Source organism: Vibrio sp. 9-16B-A1, assembly GCF_056726165.1.
The window spans coordinates 15,408-34,224 of the sequence record NZ_JBSDZD010000021.1 but is presented as its reverse complement, the minus strand read 5'-3'; the positions used below and the strand labels follow the sequence as shown (position 1 = coordinate 34,224).

At 55.5% G+C, this 18,817-nt stretch carries 20 protein-coding genes; 14 read left to right on the top strand and 6 right to left on the bottom strand.

The features are described from left to right. Positions 1–7 precede the first annotated feature (7 nt). From pyrI to ACVB80_RS22920, 7 genes are all read left to right on the top strand, one after another. The gene (gene pyrI / locus ACVB80_RS22950) at positions 8–469 is read left to right on the top strand and encodes an aspartate carbamoyltransferase regulatory subunit (RefSeq protein WP_481083612.1); all 462 of its coding nucleotides are present in this window, start codon (positions 8–10) and stop codon (positions 467–469) included. Between the two features lie 148 nt (positions 470–617). Then, entirely contained in the window at positions 618–893 is a 276-nt protein-coding gene (locus ACVB80_RS22945; protein ID WP_481083611.1) for a DUF2607 family protein, read from the top strand. Between the two features lie 46 nt (positions 894–939). Further along, the gene (gene zrgA / locus ACVB80_RS22940) at positions 940–1,581 is read left to right on the top strand and encodes a zinc uptake protein ZrgA (protein WP_481083610.1); all 642 of its coding nucleotides are present in this window, start codon (positions 940–942) and stop codon (positions 1,579–1,581) included. A 70-nt stretch (positions 1,582–1,651) separates the two neighbouring features. After that, complete coding sequence (locus ACVB80_RS22935; RefSeq protein ID WP_481083609.1) at positions 1,652–2,371, top strand: ABC transporter ATP-binding protein; 720 nt, start codon at positions 1,652–1,654, stop codon at positions 2,369–2,371. Beyond that, positions 2,368–3,627, top strand: coding sequence for an ABC transporter permease (locus ACVB80_RS22930; protein WP_481083608.1), 1,260 nt, complete (start codon positions 2,368–2,370; stop codon positions 3,625–3,627). Before ACVB80_RS22935 ends, ACVB80_RS22930 begins: the two co-directional genes overlap by 4 nt. Before the next feature lie 52 nt (positions 3,628–3,679). Beyond that, entirely contained in the window at positions 3,680–4,144 is a 465-nt protein-coding gene (locus ACVB80_RS22925; RefSeq protein ID WP_481083633.1) for a DUF3299 domain-containing protein, read from the top strand. Positions 4,145–4,434: 290 nt separating this feature from the next. Beyond that, positions 4,435–5,364 carry a TIGR03899 family protein gene (locus tag ACVB80_RS22920; protein ID WP_481083607.1) on the top strand — a complete coding sequence of 310 codons (930 nt, stop codon included), beginning with the start codon at positions 4,435–4,437 and terminating at the stop codon, positions 5,362–5,364. Between the two features lie 123 nt (positions 5,365–5,487). Here ACVB80_RS22920 and cysC read toward each other — a convergent pair whose 3' ends face one another. The 5 genes from cysC to cobA are packed head-to-tail and all read right to left on the bottom strand — an operon-like array spanning position 5,488 to position 11,092. Next, on the bottom strand, positions 5,488–6,105 hold the full coding sequence (gene cysC / locus ACVB80_RS22915; protein WP_481083606.1) for an adenylyl-sulfate kinase: 618 nt from the start codon (positions 6,103–6,105) through the stop codon (positions 5,488–5,490). Positions 6,106–6,125: 20 nt separating this feature from the next. Beyond that, positions 6,126–7,853 carry an SLC13 family permease gene (locus ACVB80_RS22910; RefSeq protein WP_481083605.1) on the bottom strand — a complete coding sequence of 576 codons (1,728 nt, stop codon included), beginning with the start codon at positions 7,851–7,853 and terminating at the stop codon, positions 6,126–6,128. A gap of 15 nt (positions 7,854–7,868) precedes the next feature. After that, positions 7,869–9,290 (bottom strand): sulfate adenylyltransferase subunit CysN, encoded by a 1,422-nt coding sequence (cysN, locus tag ACVB80_RS22905; protein ID WP_481083604.1) that lies wholly within the window; start codon positions 9,288–9,290, stop codon positions 7,869–7,871. A gap of 17 nt (positions 9,291–9,307) precedes the next feature. Further along, the gene (gene cysD / locus ACVB80_RS22900; protein WP_481083603.1) at positions 9,308–10,216 is read right to left on the bottom strand and encodes a sulfate adenylyltransferase subunit CysD; all 909 of its coding nucleotides are present in this window, start codon (positions 10,214–10,216) and stop codon (positions 9,308–9,310) included. Positions 10,217–10,231: 15 nt separating this feature from the next. Then, positions 10,232–11,092, bottom strand: a complete 861-nt coding sequence (gene cobA / locus ACVB80_RS22895) for a uroporphyrinogen-III C-methyltransferase (RefSeq protein WP_481083602.1) — start codon at positions 11,090–11,092, stop codon at positions 10,232–10,234. Between the two features lie 316 nt (positions 11,093–11,408). On the opposite strand from cobA, the gene ACVB80_RS22890 reads away from it, so the two are divergent. The 4 genes from ACVB80_RS22890 (at position 11,409) to ACVB80_RS22875 (ending at position 15,397) form a co-directional block, all read left to right on the top strand. Then, positions 11,409–13,370 carry a bifunctional 2',3'-cyclic-nucleotide 2'-phosphodiesterase/3'-nucleotidase gene (locus tag ACVB80_RS22890; protein ID WP_481083601.1) on the top strand — a complete coding sequence of 654 codons (1,962 nt, stop codon included), beginning with the start codon at positions 11,409–11,411 and terminating at the stop codon, positions 13,368–13,370. Between the two features lie 76 nt (positions 13,371–13,446). Beyond that, the gene (locus ACVB80_RS22885) at positions 13,447–14,004 is read left to right on the top strand and encodes a Crp/Fnr family transcriptional regulator (protein WP_481083632.1); all 558 of its coding nucleotides are present in this window, start codon (positions 13,447–13,449) and stop codon (positions 14,002–14,004) included. A gap of 53 nt (positions 14,005–14,057) precedes the next feature. Beyond that, positions 14,058–14,510 carry a GNAT family N-acetyltransferase gene (locus ACVB80_RS22880; protein ID WP_481083600.1) on the top strand — a complete coding sequence of 151 codons (453 nt, stop codon included), beginning with the start codon at positions 14,058–14,060 and terminating at the stop codon, positions 14,508–14,510. Beyond that, complete coding sequence (locus ACVB80_RS22875; protein ID WP_481083599.1) at positions 14,507–15,397, top strand: DMT family transporter; 891 nt, start codon at positions 14,507–14,509, stop codon at positions 15,395–15,397. The genes ACVB80_RS22880 and ACVB80_RS22875 overlap by 4 nt, the downstream gene beginning before the upstream one ends. Positions 15,398–15,413: 16 nt before the next feature. Here the strand turns inward: ACVB80_RS22875 and ACVB80_RS22870 are convergent, their stop codons facing one another. Then, positions 15,414–15,986 carry a LysM-like peptidoglycan-binding domain-containing protein gene (locus ACVB80_RS22870; protein ID WP_481083598.1) on the bottom strand — a complete coding sequence of 191 codons (573 nt, stop codon included), beginning with the start codon at positions 15,984–15,986 and terminating at the stop codon, positions 15,414–15,416. Positions 15,987–16,123: 137 nt separating this feature from the next. Here ACVB80_RS22870 and bamJ point away from each other — a divergent pair, with 137 nt between their 5' ends. The 3 genes from bamJ (at position 16,124) to ACVB80_RS22855 (ending at position 18,672) form a co-directional block, all read left to right on the top strand. Then, positions 16,124–16,744: a BamJ family beta-barrel-assembly machinery protein gene (bamJ, locus tag ACVB80_RS22865; RefSeq protein ID WP_481083597.1), complete on the top strand. Its 621-nt coding sequence runs from the start codon at positions 16,124–16,126 to the stop codon at positions 16,742–16,744. An 83-nt stretch (positions 16,745–16,827) separates the two neighbouring features. Further along, positions 16,828–17,307 carry a DUF2780 domain-containing protein gene (locus ACVB80_RS22860; RefSeq protein ID WP_481083596.1) on the top strand — a complete coding sequence of 160 codons (480 nt, stop codon included), beginning with the start codon at positions 16,828–16,830 and terminating at the stop codon, positions 17,305–17,307. 96 nt (positions 17,308–17,403) lie between these two features. After that, a complete protein-coding gene (locus ACVB80_RS22855; RefSeq protein WP_481083595.1) occupies positions 17,404–18,672 on the top strand; it encodes an O-acetylhomoserine aminocarboxypropyltransferase/cysteine synthase family protein in 1,269 nt (422 codons plus the stop codon). Positions 18,673–18,817 lie beyond the last annotated feature (145 nt).

The window sequence follows — 18,817 nt, the reverse complement described above, 5'->3', positions numbered from 1 at the left end:
ATTAAACATGGCAAAACAGAATCAGTTACAGGTAGAAGCGATTTGCAACGGCACCGTCATTGACCACATCCCGGCACACATTGGTATCAAGGTGCTTAAGCTGTTTGATATGCAAAACAGCGGCGAGCGCGTTACTGTTGGTCTGAACCTTCCTTCTTCAGCGCTGGGCCACAAAGACCTGCTGAAGATTGAAAACGTGTTCATCACTGAAGAACAGGCACAGAAACTGGCGCTGTACGCTCCGAACGCGACCGTGAATCAGATTGAAGACTACCAGGTCGTGAAGAAGCTGGCCCTGAGCCTGCCGGAGAAGATCACCGGTGTCTTCGCCTGTCCGAACAGCAACTGTATCTCACACAACGAACCGGTAGACACCAGCTTCACCCTGCTGACCCGCGGTGAAGATGTCCGCCTCAAGTGTAAATACTGCGAAAAAGCCTTCTCACGCGATGTGATGAAAGAGATCTGAGATCAGAAAGGCACCGGTTAATCCGGTGCCATTTCCGCGCAAGGTCACAATTCTGCGCATCCCCTGCTGCAAATTACACGAAACTGACTTGCGGCAATAATGTTATGTTATTACATTAATTCTCTTTATAAATGTGACCCTGTTTTAAATGCACTCAAAAAAGCTGGCCATTTCGCTGCTCGCGTGTGCTCTGGTTATCTGGCTGGGGTTTGCTTACGCACACCATCAGACCGAACTCCACCACGAGCCGCACCCTGAGCATATCTGTCAGCTGTTTTCCGTCGCCAAGCATGGCAGCAGCTTTGCCCTGCCGGTGGTAGCAGTGCTTTTAAATATCACCCTTGCACCACTGCAAGCCGCCCGCCCGCTTACGGGAAGGTCGGTTCCGTCGCAACAAGCCCGTTCTCCGCCCTGTTATTTCTGAATTTTATCTTACACTTACACTCAATTCAGATTAATAAGGCAACAAAATGAAAAACGTATTCGCCCTCTCTCTTATCAGCACCGCATTCCTGTCAGCCGGCGCTGTCGCCGATGACCATTTCCGTCAGCATGATGCGCACGTACACGGTGTGGTTGAAATGAACATCGCCCAGGATGGCAGCGAGCTGCTGTTTGAAATCACCGCTCCTGGCGCGGATGTAGTGGGCTTCGAGCACGCTCCAAAAAATGATGAGCAAAAGGCGCAGCTGGAGAAAGCGGTCAAACTGCTGAACCAGCCAGAGCAGTTGCTGGCGATCAACTCAGACGCCGGGTGTAAAGCGGCCCATATCAGCGTCAGCCACACCCTGGAACATGGTGACCATGATCATCATGATGATCATAAACACGATGAGCATCATGACCACGACCACGACAAGCATGATCACGATGAACACCACGACCACGACCACGACCACGACCACGACCACGACCACGACCACGACCACGACCACGGCGAGTTTACCCTTGAGTACCACTACCAGTGCAACAACATCGCCGCACTGGAGCAGATCGACACTCAGTGGTTCAGCCACTTCGGCAACACGGAAGAAATCAGCGTTAATATGATCACTGACAGCAAACAGCTGGCGACTGAACTGAACAAAAACAGCCACAAAATCTCACTGTAAGCTGTTACCGCTGGCCGGGTTTCAGCCCCGGTCAGCGCCTGTTCCACTCTTATCAGGAGAGAGTTAAACCATGTCAGTTGAAAACCAGACTCCGCGTCAGCCGATCGTAGAGATCTCTGCGCTCGAATACCGCTGGGCGGAGGGCAAGCCGCTCACCCTGGCGATAGACGAGCTGAGCGTCATGCCTAACGAGCGACTGTTTATCAAAGGCCCGAGTGGCTGCGGAAAATCCACCCTGCTTGGCCTGCTGACCGGGATCAACCAGCCGGAAAAAGGCGGCCTTAAAGTATTGGGCCAGGATCTCGCCTCACTGTCAGGCAGTGAGCGGGATCAGTTTCGTGCAAATCACATAGGCTATATTTTTCAGCAATTTAATCTGCTTCCTTACCTTTCGGTACTGGATAACGTGATCCTGCCGTGCCACTTCTCCACGCTGCGCAAGCAAAAGGCCGGCAATGACCTGGCCGCACGCGCCAGAGAGCTGCTGACCCGGCTCAAGCTGCCGGAAGAGCTGATGCACGCGCCGGTCGCCGAGCTGAGTATCGGCCAGCAACAACGCGTCGCTGCCGCCCGTGCCCTGATAGGTCACCCTGAACTGCTGATCGCCGATGAGCCAACCTCCGCGCTGGATCACGATAACCGGGAAGCCTTTATCCAGCTGCTGATGGAAGAAGCCCGCCAGGCCGGCACAACCCTGGTGTTTGTCAGCCACGACCCGACGCTGGAAAAACTGTTCGACCGGACCATCGACCTCCCCCAACTTAATCAGGCCATGAGGAAAGCATCATGAGTGCCATTATTCGTCTGGCGTGGAAAAGCCTGATAAACCGTAAAGCCACCGCGCTGCTGACTGTACTGACCGTCGCCATCTCCGTTGTACTGCTGATGGGCGTGGAACGGATCCGCACCCAGGCCAAAGCCAGCTTCTCCAATACCGTCTCAGGCACCGATCTGATCGTTGGCGCGCGTTCCGGTCAGGTTAACCTGCTGCTCTACTCGGTATTTCGTATCGGCAATGCCACCAATAACATCGACTGGAAAAGCTTTAAAGAGTTCAGCCAGAACCGCTCGGTCAAATGGGCGATCCCGATGTCACTGGGAGACTCCCACCGCGGCTTCCGGGTGCTCGGCACTAACCAGGACTATTTCAAATACTTCCGCTTTGGCAAGAAACAGCATCTCAGCCTGAGCGATGGCAGGCCATTCGAATCCCTGTTTGAAACGGTGATCGGCGCGGACGTCGCGAAAGAACTTGGCTACAAAGTAGGGGATGAGATCATCATCGCCCACGGGATCAGCGATAAAGCCTTCAACCGTCACGACAATCTGCCGTTTAAGATCGTGGGGATCTTCGACCCGACCGGTACACCGGTAGACAAAACTGTCCACGTCTCGCTTGAAGCGATCGAAGCGATCCACGTTGGCTGGGAATCCGGTGCCAGACTGGGCGATACCCCGGATGCGAAACAGCTGGAAAACGTGGCCTTCGAACCGAAACAGATCACTTCATTTATGCTGGGACTGAAGTCGAAGATCCGCACCTTTGCCCTCCAGCGTCAGATCAATACCTACAGCAAAGAGCCGCTGACCGCGATCCTGCCCGGCATTGCCCTGCATGAGCTGTGGAGCATGATGTCAGTCGCCGAACAGGCGCTGCTGGCCGTATCTGTGTTCGTAGTGATCGCCGGACTGCTGGGGATGCTCAGCAGCCTGCTCACCAGCCTGCAGGAGAGGCGGCGTGAAATGGCAATACTCCGCGCCATGGGTGCGCGGCCAAAGCACATCTTCTTTTTGCTGATCAGCGAAGCCAGTGTGCTGACTTTCGCCGGGATTGGTGCCGGTGTCAGCCTGCTCTATATGGGGCTGGCGGCTATCCGGCCTTTTGTCGCCCAGCACTACGGCATTGTGCTGGAGCTTACCACCATCAGCTCCCATGAATGGCTGCTGCTTGGTCTGGTTCAGTTTGCCGGAATAGTGATAGGATTAATCCCGGCATTTCGCGCTTACCGCCAGTCTCTGGCCGACGGCATGACCATCAGAATTTAAGGAAAATTGAGCAATGAAAAAACTCTTTGCGACACTGCTGTGCGCACTGACCATGCTGACCCTGCCAACAGGGATGGCGACCGCGGCAGACGATGTGCTGACGCTGGACTGGATAGACCTTATCCCGGAAGCGGAACGAAATCAGTTTGATAACAGTGGTATGCCGATGGTCGAGCACAGCGGTGACAAAGCCCTGCAGTCCAAAGTGGGCAATGTTCGTCCGGAGCTGAACGGAAGCCAGGTACGCATTCCTGGCTTTGTGATCCCGCTGGAAGGTGACGATCAGAAAGTAACAGAGTTTCTGCTGGTGCCTTACTTTGGTGCCTGTATCCACGTACCGCCACCGCCACCAAACCAGATCATCTATGTGAAGTTTGAAGAGGGTGCGCCAATCCACCAACTGTGGGATGTGATCTATGTGGTCGGTACCCTGAAGACCGAAACCGTCAACTCAGATCTGGCGGAAACCGGCTACCTGATCGATGGCATCCGGATTGAAGAGTACGACGACATGTAACAGCGCTTCAGGTTAGTCACGCGGTGCTGGTCACAGCAGCAGATAACGGCCCAGCCAGGCCAGCACCGCGACATAAATCACCACCAAAAGAAACAGTGAGAGCCACCTGCGATAATTGGTACGCTTAAAACTCATAGGCCCTCCCAATTAACTTCTGAGCAACAATTTTAACAAACAACCCAATTCCGCAACAGCGAAAAATCTTGATAAAGTTCCAGGTTATTTGAGCGAAATCAGCCTATTGTTATTCAGTCAGTTAGAATAGCGGTAACTCGTTTCAGGAACTTCACATGGCAGAGACCCGTAAACCCGTCACCATCGACCAGCCCGCCGGCAGCGCCAGTACCAGTGGCACCACCACAACAAACGGCAGCAGCAAACGCAAGAGCAGCTACATTAAAGACAGCGCCAGCCGGGTGATGCAGATCGCCGAAGAACACGGCCTGGGAGCCCTGCTGCAGGACAATGCCGCGGCCGCCACCACGACCCTGCTCGACCGGGCGATTGCACGGCAGAAAAAGCGTCAGGAGCAAAGGCAGAAGAACCTGGAGAAGATCCTCAAGTACGCCCATGCCAGCTGCCGGGATGAAACCGCCGGTGAACCGGATGCCGACTGGCTGCACCGCTTTTTTGATATGGCCCAGGAGATCCACAACCCGGCGATGCAGAAACTGTGGAGCCAGGTACTGAAAAGAGAGATCACCAATCCGGGCGCGACCTCGATGAAAGCGCTGATGATCTTAAAAGACATGTCGCCGAAAGAGGCGCAAACCCTGCAGCGCGCCTCCTCACTGGCGTGCAGCTTTGGCGGTGACCACAGCAAAAAACTGCTGCTGGGTTACCGCTCCAAAGGCGGGCTGCTTGACTTCTACAAGCGTGAAACAACCAACTCGGTTAACCTCGGCAGCCACCAGCTGCCCTACTCCAGCCTGCTGCACCTGATTGAGCTGGGACTGCTGCTCGGCACCGAACTGGAGTCTGGCGAAGTGGACTTCGACCCGGCGCTGGTGCTCAGCTACCAGGGAAAGCAGCTGGCACTGCAGCCAATGAGCAAGGGGATCCGCCTGGTCTATTACCGCTTCAGCCCGACCGGGGATGAACTGTGTAACCTGCTCGGCAACCGTCCCAACATGGGCTATTACGACCAGCTGGTCGCCCTGCTGAGCCAGAAGTTCACCCTGCAGAGCGATGCGGGCAGTATGGTGGATGAAAGCGCATAACTCTCAGACAGGCCACTTTTCAGGAAGATGTTGAACACAGACACGCATGAACCCATCCATGGGGCTCCACCTTACCATCCATGGTAAGGAGGGTCTGCTTATCAACATCTACCTGTAATCCGCTCAACGACCAGGAAGGCAGATAATCTCTCTTGCTGATAACTGTTCGAGGCAGTGATCCACCAGCTGATCAACCGACAGTTCTCCCGCCGCCAGATCGATCTCCGGGCTGAGCGGCGCTTCGTACTCTGAGTCGATCCCGGTAAAGTCCGGGATCTCCCCGGCACGGGCTTTTTTATACAGCCCTTTGGGATCCCGCCGCTCACACTCCGCCAGCGACGTATTCACGAACACTTCAATAAACTCACCCTCAGGCAGGAGTTCACGCACCATCTGTCGTTCTGCCCGGTGAGGAGAGATAAACGCCGACAGCACAATCAGCCCGGCGTCCGCCATCAGTTTGGCCAGCTCCCCAATACGGCGAATATTTTCCCGCCTGTCCTGTGAAGAGAATCCAAGGTCGCGGCACAGACCGTGGCGCACATTATCCCCGTCGAGCAGGTAGGTATGGTAGCCAAGCCCGGTCAGACGGCTCTCCAGCGCTCCGGCGACCGTGGATTTACCCGCACCGGACAGGCCGGTAAACCACAGCACAGCCGGGCGCTGGCGCTTTTGCTCAGCGCGCTGCGCTTTGGTTACGTTATGCTGGTGCCACACCACGTTGGCATCGACTGCAGTCATCCTTGTTATCCTTCAGTTTGTTAAAAGGGAAAAAAGTACGGGATCAGGGTCAGAACCAGCAGCGAATAGACCAGCGAGACCGGCAGGCCAAGGCGCAGATAGTCACGCAGCTGATAGTTACCCACGCTGTAGACCAGCAGGTTGGTCTGATACCCGTAAGGGGAAAGAAAACTGGCGCTGGCGCCAAACAGCACCGCCATAATGAACGGCATAGGATCGACCCCGTAGCCCAGCGCCATACTGTAGCCAAGCGGAAACGCCAGCGCCGCAGCGGCGTTATTGGTCACCAGCTCGGTCAGTACCAGGGTGAGCAGGTAAGTCGCCACCAGCGCACCATATACACCCCAGCCGTTAAATGCGCTGATAAACAGCCCGCCAATCGAGGCCGACAAGCCTGAACTGGTCATCAGCTGCGCCAGAGTCAGCGCGCCGCCAACGATCACCACAATATCGAGCGGAAAGCGTCGTCTCAGCTCAGACAGCCCAACGATCCCAAGCGCCACCATCGCCAGCAGAAACACCGCCAGACTCTTCAGAAGCGGCACCCACCCCGCCAGTGCCAGTGCAATCGAGAGGCCAAAGCCTCCCATCACCAGTGCAGACTTAGTGGCATCGAGCCGGGCCGCTGAGTCCAGCTCACTGACCAGCACAAACTCGCGACTCAGCGCCTGGCGGTGGGCAGCAAAACCTTTACCCGGCACCAGCACAAGGGTATCCCCGGCGGCGAGGGCAATATTACCCAGCCCGCCTTCAAGGCGCTCGTGGCCACGGCGAATCGCGACGACCACCGCATCAAACCGGTCACGGAAATGGCTGCTCTTAAGGGTTTTGCCGCGGATAGAAGCCGAAGAGCCAACCACCGCCTCGATAAACCCCTGGCCATTAAGGTGATGCTGGCCAAACAGGGTCAGGCCCGGGATCTCCTGCAGGGTGGCAACGCTCTCCACGTCACCACAAAACAGCAACCGGTCCCGCTCCTGCAACACAAAATCCGGCCCGACAGACGCATAGGTTTTGCCTTCCCGGATCACCTCTGCCAGGTAGAGCTTTCGCAGTGCACGCAGATTGTTCTGCGCCACACTTCGCCCGACCAGCGCAGAACCCGCTTCAACCCTGGCTTCAAGGAAATATGGCAGCTCATCCTGGTTATCATCGTCATTACTTGGCAGCAGATAGGCGAGCGGGATCAGGATCAGCAGCCCTCCCGCCAGTACTGACAGGCCGATCAGGGTCGGGGTAAAAAAGCCCAGTCCGGGCAGACCGGCGTCTTCAACGAAGCTGTTGATGATCAGATTGGTTGAAGTACCTATAAGAGTAAGAGTACCACCGAGGATCGCCGCATAACTCAGCGGCAATAGCAGCCTCGAAGGAGAGTGTTGCTGATTGCGTTTGATCGCGCCGATCAGCGACACCACTACCGCAGTATTATTGGTAAATGAAGAGAGCAGCGCAGTAGACACCCCGAGCTTGGCGACCACCTCACCCAGCCGGCCACCGGTGATCCGGCGGCTGACCCAGGTGATCAGCAGGGTTTTCTCCAGCGCGCAGGAAGCCAGCACCAGCAGCACCAGGGTAAGCAGGGACGGGTTGGTAAAATTGGCGCTGATCGAACCGAGATCACTCAGTCCGGTCAAAAAGGCCAGCATAGCCGCCGCCGCGAACAGGCTGGCCGGTTTTATCCGGGTCAGCAGCAGGCACGCGACGATCGCCACCAAAATTGCCAGTACGGTTCCCTGCTCCAGATTCATCCCTGCACTCCGTGCTTACAGCTGACGCAGATCTTTGGCATCCCAGTGCGGGAAGTGCCGGCGGATCAGTGCGTTCAGCTCAAGTTCAAACTCAGAATAGTCCGATCCGGCTGCCTGCTGATTTTCAAGCCGTCTGCGGATCATCCCCGCGCCAACGGTTACATTGGTCAGGCGGTCAATGACGATAAAGCCACCGGTATCCTGGCTGTCAAAGTAGCGGTCCAGTGCCACCGAATCGGTAAAGTGCCATTCACACAGACCGATGCCGTTGAGCGGCAGTGCATCCGCTTCATGCTCACTCAGTTGGTTAATGTCGTACTGGTGAACAATACGTGACACCTCGCCCACGGTTTTCTTACCCGCGACTTTGATGTCATAAGCACGGCCCGGCTCAAGTGGCTGTTCGGTCATCCACACCACATCCGCCAGCACCTGGTTGGTGGATTTGATTTCCGAGTCCGCCAGCACAATCAGGTCACCGCGGCTGATGTCGATTTCATCGCCCAGAGTCAGGGTCACTGCCTGCCCGGCATGGGCGGTCTCTAAATCGCCGTCAAACGTTACGATACGTTCAATGACCGAAGTCTTGCCGGACGGCAGGGTTTTCACCGCATCGCCCACTTTGACCTGACCGGACGCGATGGTGCCGGCAAAGCCGCGAAAATCGAGGTCCGGACGGCTGACGTACTGAACCGGGAAGCGGAACGCGCCGTCGTTCTGACGCTGGCCCACTTCCACGCTCTCAAGCAGATCCAGCAAAGCCGGTCCCTGATACCATGGGGTATGGGCGCTCTTTTCCACCACGTTGTCGCCATCGAGCGCCGACAACGGCACCAGCTCAATGTCGATCCCTTCAGGCAGCTTTTGGGCAAACGTCAGATACTCTTCTGAGATCTCATCAAAGCGCGCCTGGTCAAAGCCCACCAGATCCATCTTGTTCACTGCCACGATAAAGTGACGGATCCCGAGCAGACCGGCGATAAAGGAGTGACGCCGGGTCTGATCCAACACGCCTTTGCGGGCATCGATCAGGATCACTGCCACATCACAGGTTGATGCGCCGGTGGCCATGTTTCGGGTGTACTGCTCGTGTCCCGGAGTATCGGCGATAATGAACTTACGCGTCTGGGTCGAGAAGTAGCGGTACGCCACGTCGATGGTGATCCCCTGCTCACGCTCGGCCTGCAGGCCGTCTACCAGCAGTGCCAGGTCTGGTTTTTCGCCGGTGGTGCCGACACGCTGGCTGTCCGAATGCACCGCCGCCAGCTGATCTTCGTAGATCTGTTTTGAGTCATGCAGCAGTCGACCGATAAGGGTACTCTTGCCGTCATCCACCGAGCCACAGGTCAGAAACCGCAGCAATGATTTGTTCTGGTGCTGGTCGAGATAGCCCTCGATCCCCAGCTGCGCCAATTGCGCTTCTACCGCACTGTTCATGTCATTATTCCCTTAAATCAGAAGTAACCCTGGCGCTTTTTCAGCTCCATCGATCCGGACTGATCGTGGTCGATCGCCCGCCCCTGGCGCTCACTTGAAGTCGCTACCAGCATCTCTTCAATAATCCCGGTCAAAGTGTTGGCCTCAGACTCAATCGCACCGGTCAGCGGATAGCAGCCGAGGGTACGGAAACGCACGCTGCGCTGCTCCACTTTCTCGCCCTCTTCGAGCTCCATCCGCTCGTCATCGACCATGATCAGCATGCCGTCACGCTCGACCACCGGGCGCTTGTCCGCCAGGTAAAGCGGCACAATCTCGATGTTTTCCAGATAGATGTATTGCCAGATATCCAGCTCAGTCCAGTTAGAGAGCGGGAACACCCGGATGCTCTCACCTTTGTTGACCTGGCCGTTATAGGTACGCCACAGTTCCGGACGCTGGTTTTTCGGGTCCCAGCTGTGGTTTTTGTCACGGAAGGAGTACACCCGCTCCTTGGCGCGGGATTTCTCTTCGTCGCGGCGGGCACCACCAAAAGCAGCGTCAAAACCGTGCTGATTGAGCGCCTGCTTCAGCCCCTGGGTTTTCATAATATCGGTGTGTTTGGAAGAGCCGTGCACAAACGGGCTGATGCCCATCGCCAGGCCTTCCGGGTTTTTGTGCACCAGCAGGTCAAAACCGTACTTCTCAGCAGTACGGTCACGAAACTCGATCATCTCGCGAAACTTCCAGTCGGTATCGACGTGCAGCAGCGGGAACGGGATCTTGCCCGGGTAAAATGCCTTGCGTGCCAGGTGCAGCATCACCGAGGAGTCTTTACCGATTGAGTAGAGCATCACCGGGTTATCAAACTCGGCCGCCACTTCGCGGATAATATGGATGCTCTCAGCTTCCAGCTGTTGCAGGTGGGTCAGTCTTTGCTTGTCCATGTTGATTTTCTTCCTTTAAATGGCGGCTTGTGCCTGTACCGCTGACTGAGGGGGTAGCTGCGAAGAGGTCTGAAACCAGCTCAGCTGAGAAGCCAGGCTGACCACTTCACCGACAACGATCAGCGCCGGTGATTCAGCGTCTTTTGCCAGCTCTGCCAGCTCACTCAGTGTGCCGGTCAGTACTTTCTGGTTTTGTTGGGTACCGCGTTCGATGACCGCGACAGGGGTTGAGGCCGCGCGGCCATGTTCAATAAGCTGAGCCTGAACGTTCGCGGACTTCATCAGCCCCATATAGATCACCAGGGTCTGTTTACCGCGGGCGAGCGTTGACCAGTCGAGCTGGTCGCTGCCCGGTTTGAGGTGACCGGTGATAAACATCGCAGACTGAGCGTAATCACGGTGAGTCAGCGGGATCCCGGCATAAGCGGTTGCCCCGGCTGCGGCAGTGATGCCTGGTACCACCTGAAACGGAATGCCCGCCTCTGCCAGTACCTGCAGCTCTTCGCCACCGCGGCCAAAAACAAACGGATCGCCACCTTTGATCCGTACCACCCGGTATCCCTGGCGGGCAAAATCAGCCAGCAGCTGGTTGGTTTTCTCCTGCGGCACACTGTGATGTCCGGCCCGCTTGCCCACACACACCAGCACCGCCTGATCAGATACCAGCGCCATGATCTCGTCTGAAACCAGATAGTCATACAGCACCACATCCGCCTGTTGCAGCAGGCGCAGCGCTTTTACGGTCAGAAGGTCAGGGTCACCGGGGCCGGCGCCTATAAGCGCAACTTCACCACGGGCCAGGCTCGCTTTGCTGCCTTTTCCGGGGATCACTCTCGGTTTGGGAAAGGGGGTCAGGTTGTGTGATTGTTCCGTCATCACTGCTCATCCATGCTCTGTGTTAGGCGTTCTCTGTTGATGGCATTATGACCAGCTGACGTTATTACCTGAAATTCTAAAATTTCATTTTTTATTCGAAAAGCTGATAAGCAAGATTTCACACCGGGAATCCGACCAAGGCATTCCATTTAACTCAGATATGAAACGCTTCATCGGCCGGGTGCATATTTTGTACTGCGGTTAACACTTTGGCACATCAATGCTTAACGGCGATCACAGTTAAAAAAGTTGCAATGCAAGCGTTACATTACTTTTTGTTACATTAGCCGTGACTTATCACTCAATGGAGCAAAACATGAAACTGGCTGTTAAACCTATCTCCCTCGCAGTACTCAGTGGCATGCTGATGGTCGCCGGACCGGCTATGGCGGACACCATCAAACTACGGATCATCGAAACCACCGATATTCACACCAACCTGATGGACTACGACTACTACAAAGACAAACCATCACAGAAGATCGGTCTGGCCCGCGCCGCGACCCTGGTAAAAGAAGCACGCGCAGAAGCAAAAAACAGCGTGCTGGTCGATAACGGTGACCTGCTTCAGGGCAGCCCTATGGGCGACTACATGGCCGCCAAAGGGATCAAAACCGGTGAAGTTCACCCGGCTTACAAAGCGATGAACCAGCTGGGTTACGATGTGGGTAACATCGGTAACCACGAGTTCAACTACGGCCTGGACTTCCTGCTGGAAAGCATCAACGATGCGGACTTCCCGTACGTCAACGCCAACGTGTTTGATAAGAAAACCGGTGAGCACTTCTTTAAGCCATACATCATCAAGACTCACACCTTTACCGATACCGACGGGCAGGCGCATGAAATCAAAGTCGGCTACATCGGCTTTGTACCGCCTCAGATCATGGTATGGGACAAGAAGAACCTGGAAGGCAAAGTCTTCGCCAAAGACATCAAAGAAACCGCTGAGAAGCTGGTTCCTCAAATGAAAGCAGAAGGCGCTGACGTGATTGTTGCCGTACCTCACTCAGGTCTTGCCAGCGAACCGCACAAAACCGGCGCAGAAAACTCGACTTACTACCTGGCGGACGTAGAAGGCATCGATGCGATTGCCTTTGGTCACTCACACGCGGTCTTCCCGGGTAAAGGCTTTGACAACATTCAGGGCGTAGACAACAAGAAAGGCACCATCAACGGCGTTGCCGCTGTGATGCCAGGCCGCTGGGGCAGCCACGTGGGCGTGATGGACCTGGTTCTGGAGAAAAAAGACGGAGCGTGGGATGTGACCGGTGCGCAGACCGAAGCCCGCCCTATCTACGACAAGAAAGCGAAGAAATCTCTGGCCGATGCGGATAAAGGCATCCTGACAGCGCTGGAAGCAGACCACAAAGGCACCCGAGACTTTGTTAACCAGCCTATCGGTAAAGCCAGCGATGTGATGTACAGCTACCTGGCACTGGTTCAGGACGATCCAACCGTACAGATCGTTAACCTGGCTCAGAAAGACTACGTTGAGCGCTTTATCCAGGGCGATCCGGATCTCGACGGTATGCCGGTTCTGTCTGCCGCTGCACCATTCAAAGCCGGCGGCCGTAAGAACGACCCGGCTAACTTTACCGAAGTAGAGTCCGGCCAGCTGACATTCCGTAACGCAGCGGACCTTTACCTCTACCCGAATACCCTTGTCGCACTGAAGATGACGGGTAAAGAAGTAAAAGAGTGGCTGGAGTGCAGCGCCGGTCAGTTTAAGCAGATCGACATCAACTCGACCCAACCTCAGCACCTGATTGACTGGGACGGCTTCCGTACCTACAACTTCGACGTGATGGATGGCGTAACCTACCAGATCGACATTACCAAACCAGCCAAGTACGACGGTAACTGTAAAGTGGTTAACGCGGATGCAGAGCGTGTCGTTGGCCTGACCTTCCGTGGCAAGCCAATCGACCTTAAGCAGGAGTTTATCGTTGCGACCAACAACTACCGCGCTTACAGCAACAAGTTCCCGGGCACAGGCAGCGAGTTTGTGGCGTTCGATTCTCCGGACGAAAACCGCAGCATCGTGGCAGACTACATCACGCGCGTGAGCAAAGAGAAAGGTCAGGTTGTGCCAAGTGCTGACAACAACTGGTCATTTGCACCAATCAACAGCAAGGTGAAACTGGATATCCGTTTTGAAACCTCTCCGGGCGAAAAAGCGGCGCAGTTCATCAAAGACAAAGCGCAATACCCGATGGAGCGTGTTGCTACCGACGATGTTGGCTTCGGCGTCTACCGTCTGGATCTGCAAAAATAGTCCAATACCCTGTACAATCAAAACCGCAGCTCCGGCTGCGGTTTTTTTTGATAAGGAGAGTGATGTGCACCGGTTTATGCAGCAGCTTGAGCTGTTTGGTTTTACCCCGTCAGAGCAGGAAGAAATCGCTCAGGCCGCCACAGAGCTGGAACTGCCCACACGCCATATCCTGACGGCTCAGGGAGAAGTGGCCACTCACATCTATTACATCCTCGATGGCCTGTGCCATGCCTGCTACCTGACCGAAGATGGCAAACAGTACAGCAAGGAGTTCTGCTGGGAACAGGACTGGGTAATTGGCTTTGAGAGCCTGATTCGTCAGCAGCCTTCTCCTTATCTTCTGGAAACCCTGACACCGGTTACCCTGCTCTGCCTTCCGGTTGAAACCCTGCAACGCTGGCGGGATGAACGTCATCCCCTGTATATAAAACTGCTTGAAACTCAGCTGATGTACAAAGAGAACAAAGAACGCTTTATGCTGCTGCATACACCTGAAGAGCGCTATGAACTGTTCTGCCAAAGCTTTCCTGCTCTGGAAGCGCGCATTACTGACAGCCAGATTGCATCCTACCTTGGGATCACTCCGATAAGCCTCAGCCGGATAAAAAAACGACTGAAACTTAACAAAGGTTAACGCCAGCCCGGGAAAAAGGTGCCTATACTCCCCATTCAACCTGAGGAGTAACTATGTACCAGTGGAAATGCCTGTCTTTTGACGAACTGACCAATCACGAACTCTACGATCTGCTCAAACTAAGAGTGGACGTATTCGTGGTAGAACAGACCTGTCCCTATCCGGAACTTGATGACAAAGACAGGGCAGAAGGCACCCGTCACCTGCTGGGCTATAAAGACGATCAGCTGATCGCCTGCGCCCGTCTGCTGGGCAGGGATATCAGTTACCCGGGCCATACCAGTATTGGCCGGGTCGCCACCGCGCAGGAGTGCCGGGGCAATGGTCTTGGCCACGAGCTCATCCGTCAGGCTCTGGCTTCCATGACGCAGTACTTCCCGGACCAGCCAGTAAAAATCGGTGCCCAGGCTCACCTCGAAGCTTTCTATCAGGGCTATGGCTTTGTTACCTGCAGTGAACCCTATCTGGAAGACGGCATTCCCCATATCGACATGGTTAAGGCGTGAGATTGATAAGGCCACTTTCTGCTTTCAGTCAGGCCCTGCTGCTGCTGATCCTGGGTAACCTGCTGGCATCCCTGTCTGACGTGTCGGTCAAAATGCTCGACGGCGGCATTTCACCGTTTCAGTATATGTTCATCCGTCAGCTGCTCGGCCTGATGCTGGTGCTGCCATTCTGGCTGCGTCTGCCCAAAGCGCAGCAGGCCGTTGGCAGCTGGAAGCTGAACGCCTTTCGCGCTCACCTGGTGATTGCCGGAAGCGGCTGCATGATGGTAGCGGTCACTTACTTACCCCTGGCTACCGCCAACGCCGTGTTCTACGCCGCTCCGGTACTGATGTTGCCGCTGTCGGTATGGCTGCTGGGGGAAATTCCTGCCAGGCGTAAAGTGCTGGCGACCCTGGTGGGATTCATCGGGGTACTGGTGGTACTCAGGCCATCCCAGTTCCACTGGGCAGCGTTGTTTGCCATGGGGACCGCAATGACCCTGGCACTGTTCAATATTCTGGTACGCAAACTGCCTTCCGGTCAGCCGGTCGTCACCACCCTGTTCTGGACCTGTCTGCTCTCCCTGCCGCTCTCCGGCCTGCTGGCCGCCTGGCAATGGGGCCCGATAAGCCTGAGCCAGCTGGGATGGGTTGCGGCCAGCTCAGTAGCGATACTGGCGTACAACGGCTGCGCGGTAATGGCGTATAAAAAAGTAGTCGCAAACCAGATAGCCATGGCGGAATACTCCGGGCTGGTGTTTGTCACCCTGTTTGGCATGATGTGGTTTGATGAAGTGCCGGACTGGCTGACCCTGGCGGGGATAGCACTTATTGTGCTGCCGATGCTGCCGGGTAAAAGCAAACGCCGGCAGGAAGCCGGCGATGAGATAAAAGAACAGGTATCTTAGCGCGTTCGGCCCCTGGTTACTTACTCCGGCCAAAACCACCATCAGAAAGACGGAAAAACATCACCGCACCGTCTTTCTTTTCGAGCTGGAGAATATCAAGCTCTCCGGCTTCGTTGAGCTTATAGCGTACCAGCTGGCCCTGCTTGATCCGGCTGAGGGGTTTATCGCTGCCTTCAATACTGGCCAGAGCATTCAGGTCGGCCATCGGCAGACCGTTAGAACGGAACACCTGCGCCAGGGTATCCCCGGCCTGCACGGTGTACTCTTTCCATGCGTCGGTTTTAGGCGGCACCACCACGCGTTCATTCTGCTGTTCACTCAGTCCGGTAGTATTAAGCGCGACCGTTTTACGCCCGCCCTCTTCCGGCACATCATCCACCTGCTGCGCTGGCTGCGGGGCAGGCAAAATCAACAGCACGGCGACGACCACGGCAAGAGCCGCAATCACGCGCTGATGGAGTTTTGGCAGTCGCTGACGATAGCCATCGGCTCTGGTTAAGGCACTGCGCCAGTCTGTATTTTTGCAGCGTGTCAGCCACTGCTGCCATACCGGTTCGGTCGGTTTTTTCCTGCGTAAACGTCGGTTCATTACTGATAACACCCGGGGCTGAATACGAATTCCTGAATCGAAACTACATATTGGCATTTAACGTTTCGCCATGCCAGCAGAACTGTTATCCTTTCCCCGCAACTTTTCGCAAAATTGACAGAAAAAAGAGAGACACAATGTCTGAAATCAAACTAGAGACAGTAGAGCAAAAAGCCAGCTACGGCATTGGTCTGCAAATGGGTCAGCAACTGGCTGGCAGCGGCCTGGAAGGTCTGAACGTTGACGCTATCGCTAAAGGTATCGCAACTGCTCTGACCGGCGACATGCCAGAGATCGAAGTTGACGAGATCAACAAAGCTCTGCAGGAACTGCACACCCGCGCTCAGTCTGCACGTGAAGAAGCTGCAAAAGCAGCAGCGGCTGACGGCGAAGCTTTCCTGAAAGACAACGCTCTGCGTCCTGAAGTAACCGTTCTTGAGTCTGGTCTGCAGTACGAAGTGATCACCGAAGGTACTGGTGAGATCCCAACTTCTGACAAGCAGGTTCGCGTTCACTACCACGGCGAACTGACTGACGGTACTGTTTTCGACAGCTCTGTATCACGCGGCCAGCCTGCTGAGTTCCCTGTAACCGGCGTTATCGCTGGCTGGGTTGAAGCTCTGCAACTGATGCCTGTTGGCTCTAAGTGGAAACTGTACATCCCACAGGATCTGGCATACGGTGAGCGCGGCGCAGGTGCTGCTATCCCTCCGTTTGCTGCTCTGGTATTCGAAGTGGAACTGCTGGACATCCTGTAATCATTACCGGATTCTCAGTCATAAAGCGGTGCATTGCACCGCTTTTTTTGTATAGTGTTATCAAAACCTATAAGGATAACACTATGAAACGGATTACCCCTCCTCTCATTATTGGCCTGCTGGCCGCTTCTCTGCCTGCTCACGCATTCCTCAATCTGGGCGACAAAGAGGTCGACACCAAAGCACTTACTGCACTGGCGACCGATGCTCTGGACAGCCAGGCGCAGCAATCTCCCCTTGTGAACATGCTGACCGAGTCGCTGGATGTCAGCCCGGCTCAGGCCGCCGGTGGCGCAGGTGCCCTGCTCAGTCTGGCTAACAGCCAGCTTGGCAGTGAACAAAACAGCGAACTGGGCAGCCTGATCCCGGGTATGTCTCAGCTGACCGGAAGCAACGGCCTTACCGACATGATCACTAATATGGCCGGTGTAAATCAGGCATTTGAAAAACTGGGGCTGGATCCGGCTCTGATAAGCCAGTTCACCCCGCTGATCCTGAAATACCTGACCAGCCAGGGCGCAACGCAGGGACTGCTGGGCAGCCTGAGCTCACTCTGGCAATAAAACTGAGAGCCTGTCTGTAGACTCAGACAAGGCTGTTGACCCTCATCAGGTGGCTGTTGCATGCTTGATGAGTTAACCCGTTATCAAGGATGAATGATGAAAGACGATACCCTGGCCATACACCATGGCTACGAGACCGATCCAACCACCAAATCTGTTGCTACCCCAATCTACCAGACCGTTGCTTACGAGTTTGACAGCGCCCAGCACGGTGCAGACCTGTTCAACCTGGAAGTCCCGGGCAACATCTACACCCGGATCATGAACCCGACCAATGATGTACTGGAAAAACGTATGGCAGCGCTGGAAGGTGGTATTGGCTCGCTGGTGGTCAGTGCGGGCAGCGCAGCGATCAACTATGCGATCCTGACCCTTGCTCAGGCAGGCGACAATATCGTTTCAACCCCTCAGCTCTACGGCGGCACCTATACCCTGTTTGCTCATATGCTGCCAAACCAGGGAATCGGTGTGAAGTTTGCCAAAGACGACAAACCGGAATCACTGGCAGAGCTGATTGATGAGAACACCAAGGCGGTTTACTGCGAGTCTATCGGTAACCCGGCGGGTAACATCATCGACCTGGAGCGTGTTGCTGAGCTGGCCCACGCCAAAGGCGTGCCGGTGATCGTCGACAATACAGTAGCATCACCGGTACTGTGCAAGCCAATCGCGTTTGGCGCTGATATCGTGGTCCACTCCCTGACCAAATATGTGGGCGGACACGGCACCTCTCTCGGCGGGGTGATCGTCGATTCGGGTAAGTTCCCGTGGGCAGAGCACAAAGAGCGCTTCCCGGTGTTTAACCAGCCGGAGCCGTCATACCACGGCGTGGTGTACAGTGAAGCCTTTGGTGACGCCGCCTTTATCGGCCGCGCCCGGACCGTGCCGCTGCGTAATACCGGCTCAGCGCTCTCACCGATGAATGCCTTCATGCTGCTTCAGGGCATGGAGACCCTGCCACTGCGTATGGAGCGCCACTGTGAGAACGCGCTGAAAGTCGCACAATTCCTGCAGGAGCACGACAAGGTAAGCTGGGTAAGCTACGCTGGTCTGCCTGACTCTGAGTTCTACCCACTGGCTGAGAAGTATATGGGCGGCAAGCCTTCGGCGATCCTCTCTTTTGGTCTTAAAGATGGCTACGACGCGGGCGTGCGTTTCTATGATGCACTGAAGCTGATCAAGCGCCTGGTCAACATCGGCGACGCCAAAACCCTGGCCTGCCACCCGGCCTCAACCACCCACCGCCAGCTGGAGCCTGAAGAGCAGGCACAGGCAGGCGTCAGCCCGGAGATGATCCGTCTGTCGGTTGGTATCGAGCATATTGATGACATTCTGGAAGACCTGGATCAGGCGTTGAAGGCGTAAACGCTGGGCGCTGGGCGCTGGGCGCTGGGCGCTGGGCGCTGGGCGCTGCAAGATATTTCTAAAGCACTAATTGTAAGTCAAGGATTTCCTCCGGAACCCGGGGGAGTCCATGCCAAGAGCCCAGAGCCTAGGGCCAAGAGCCTTA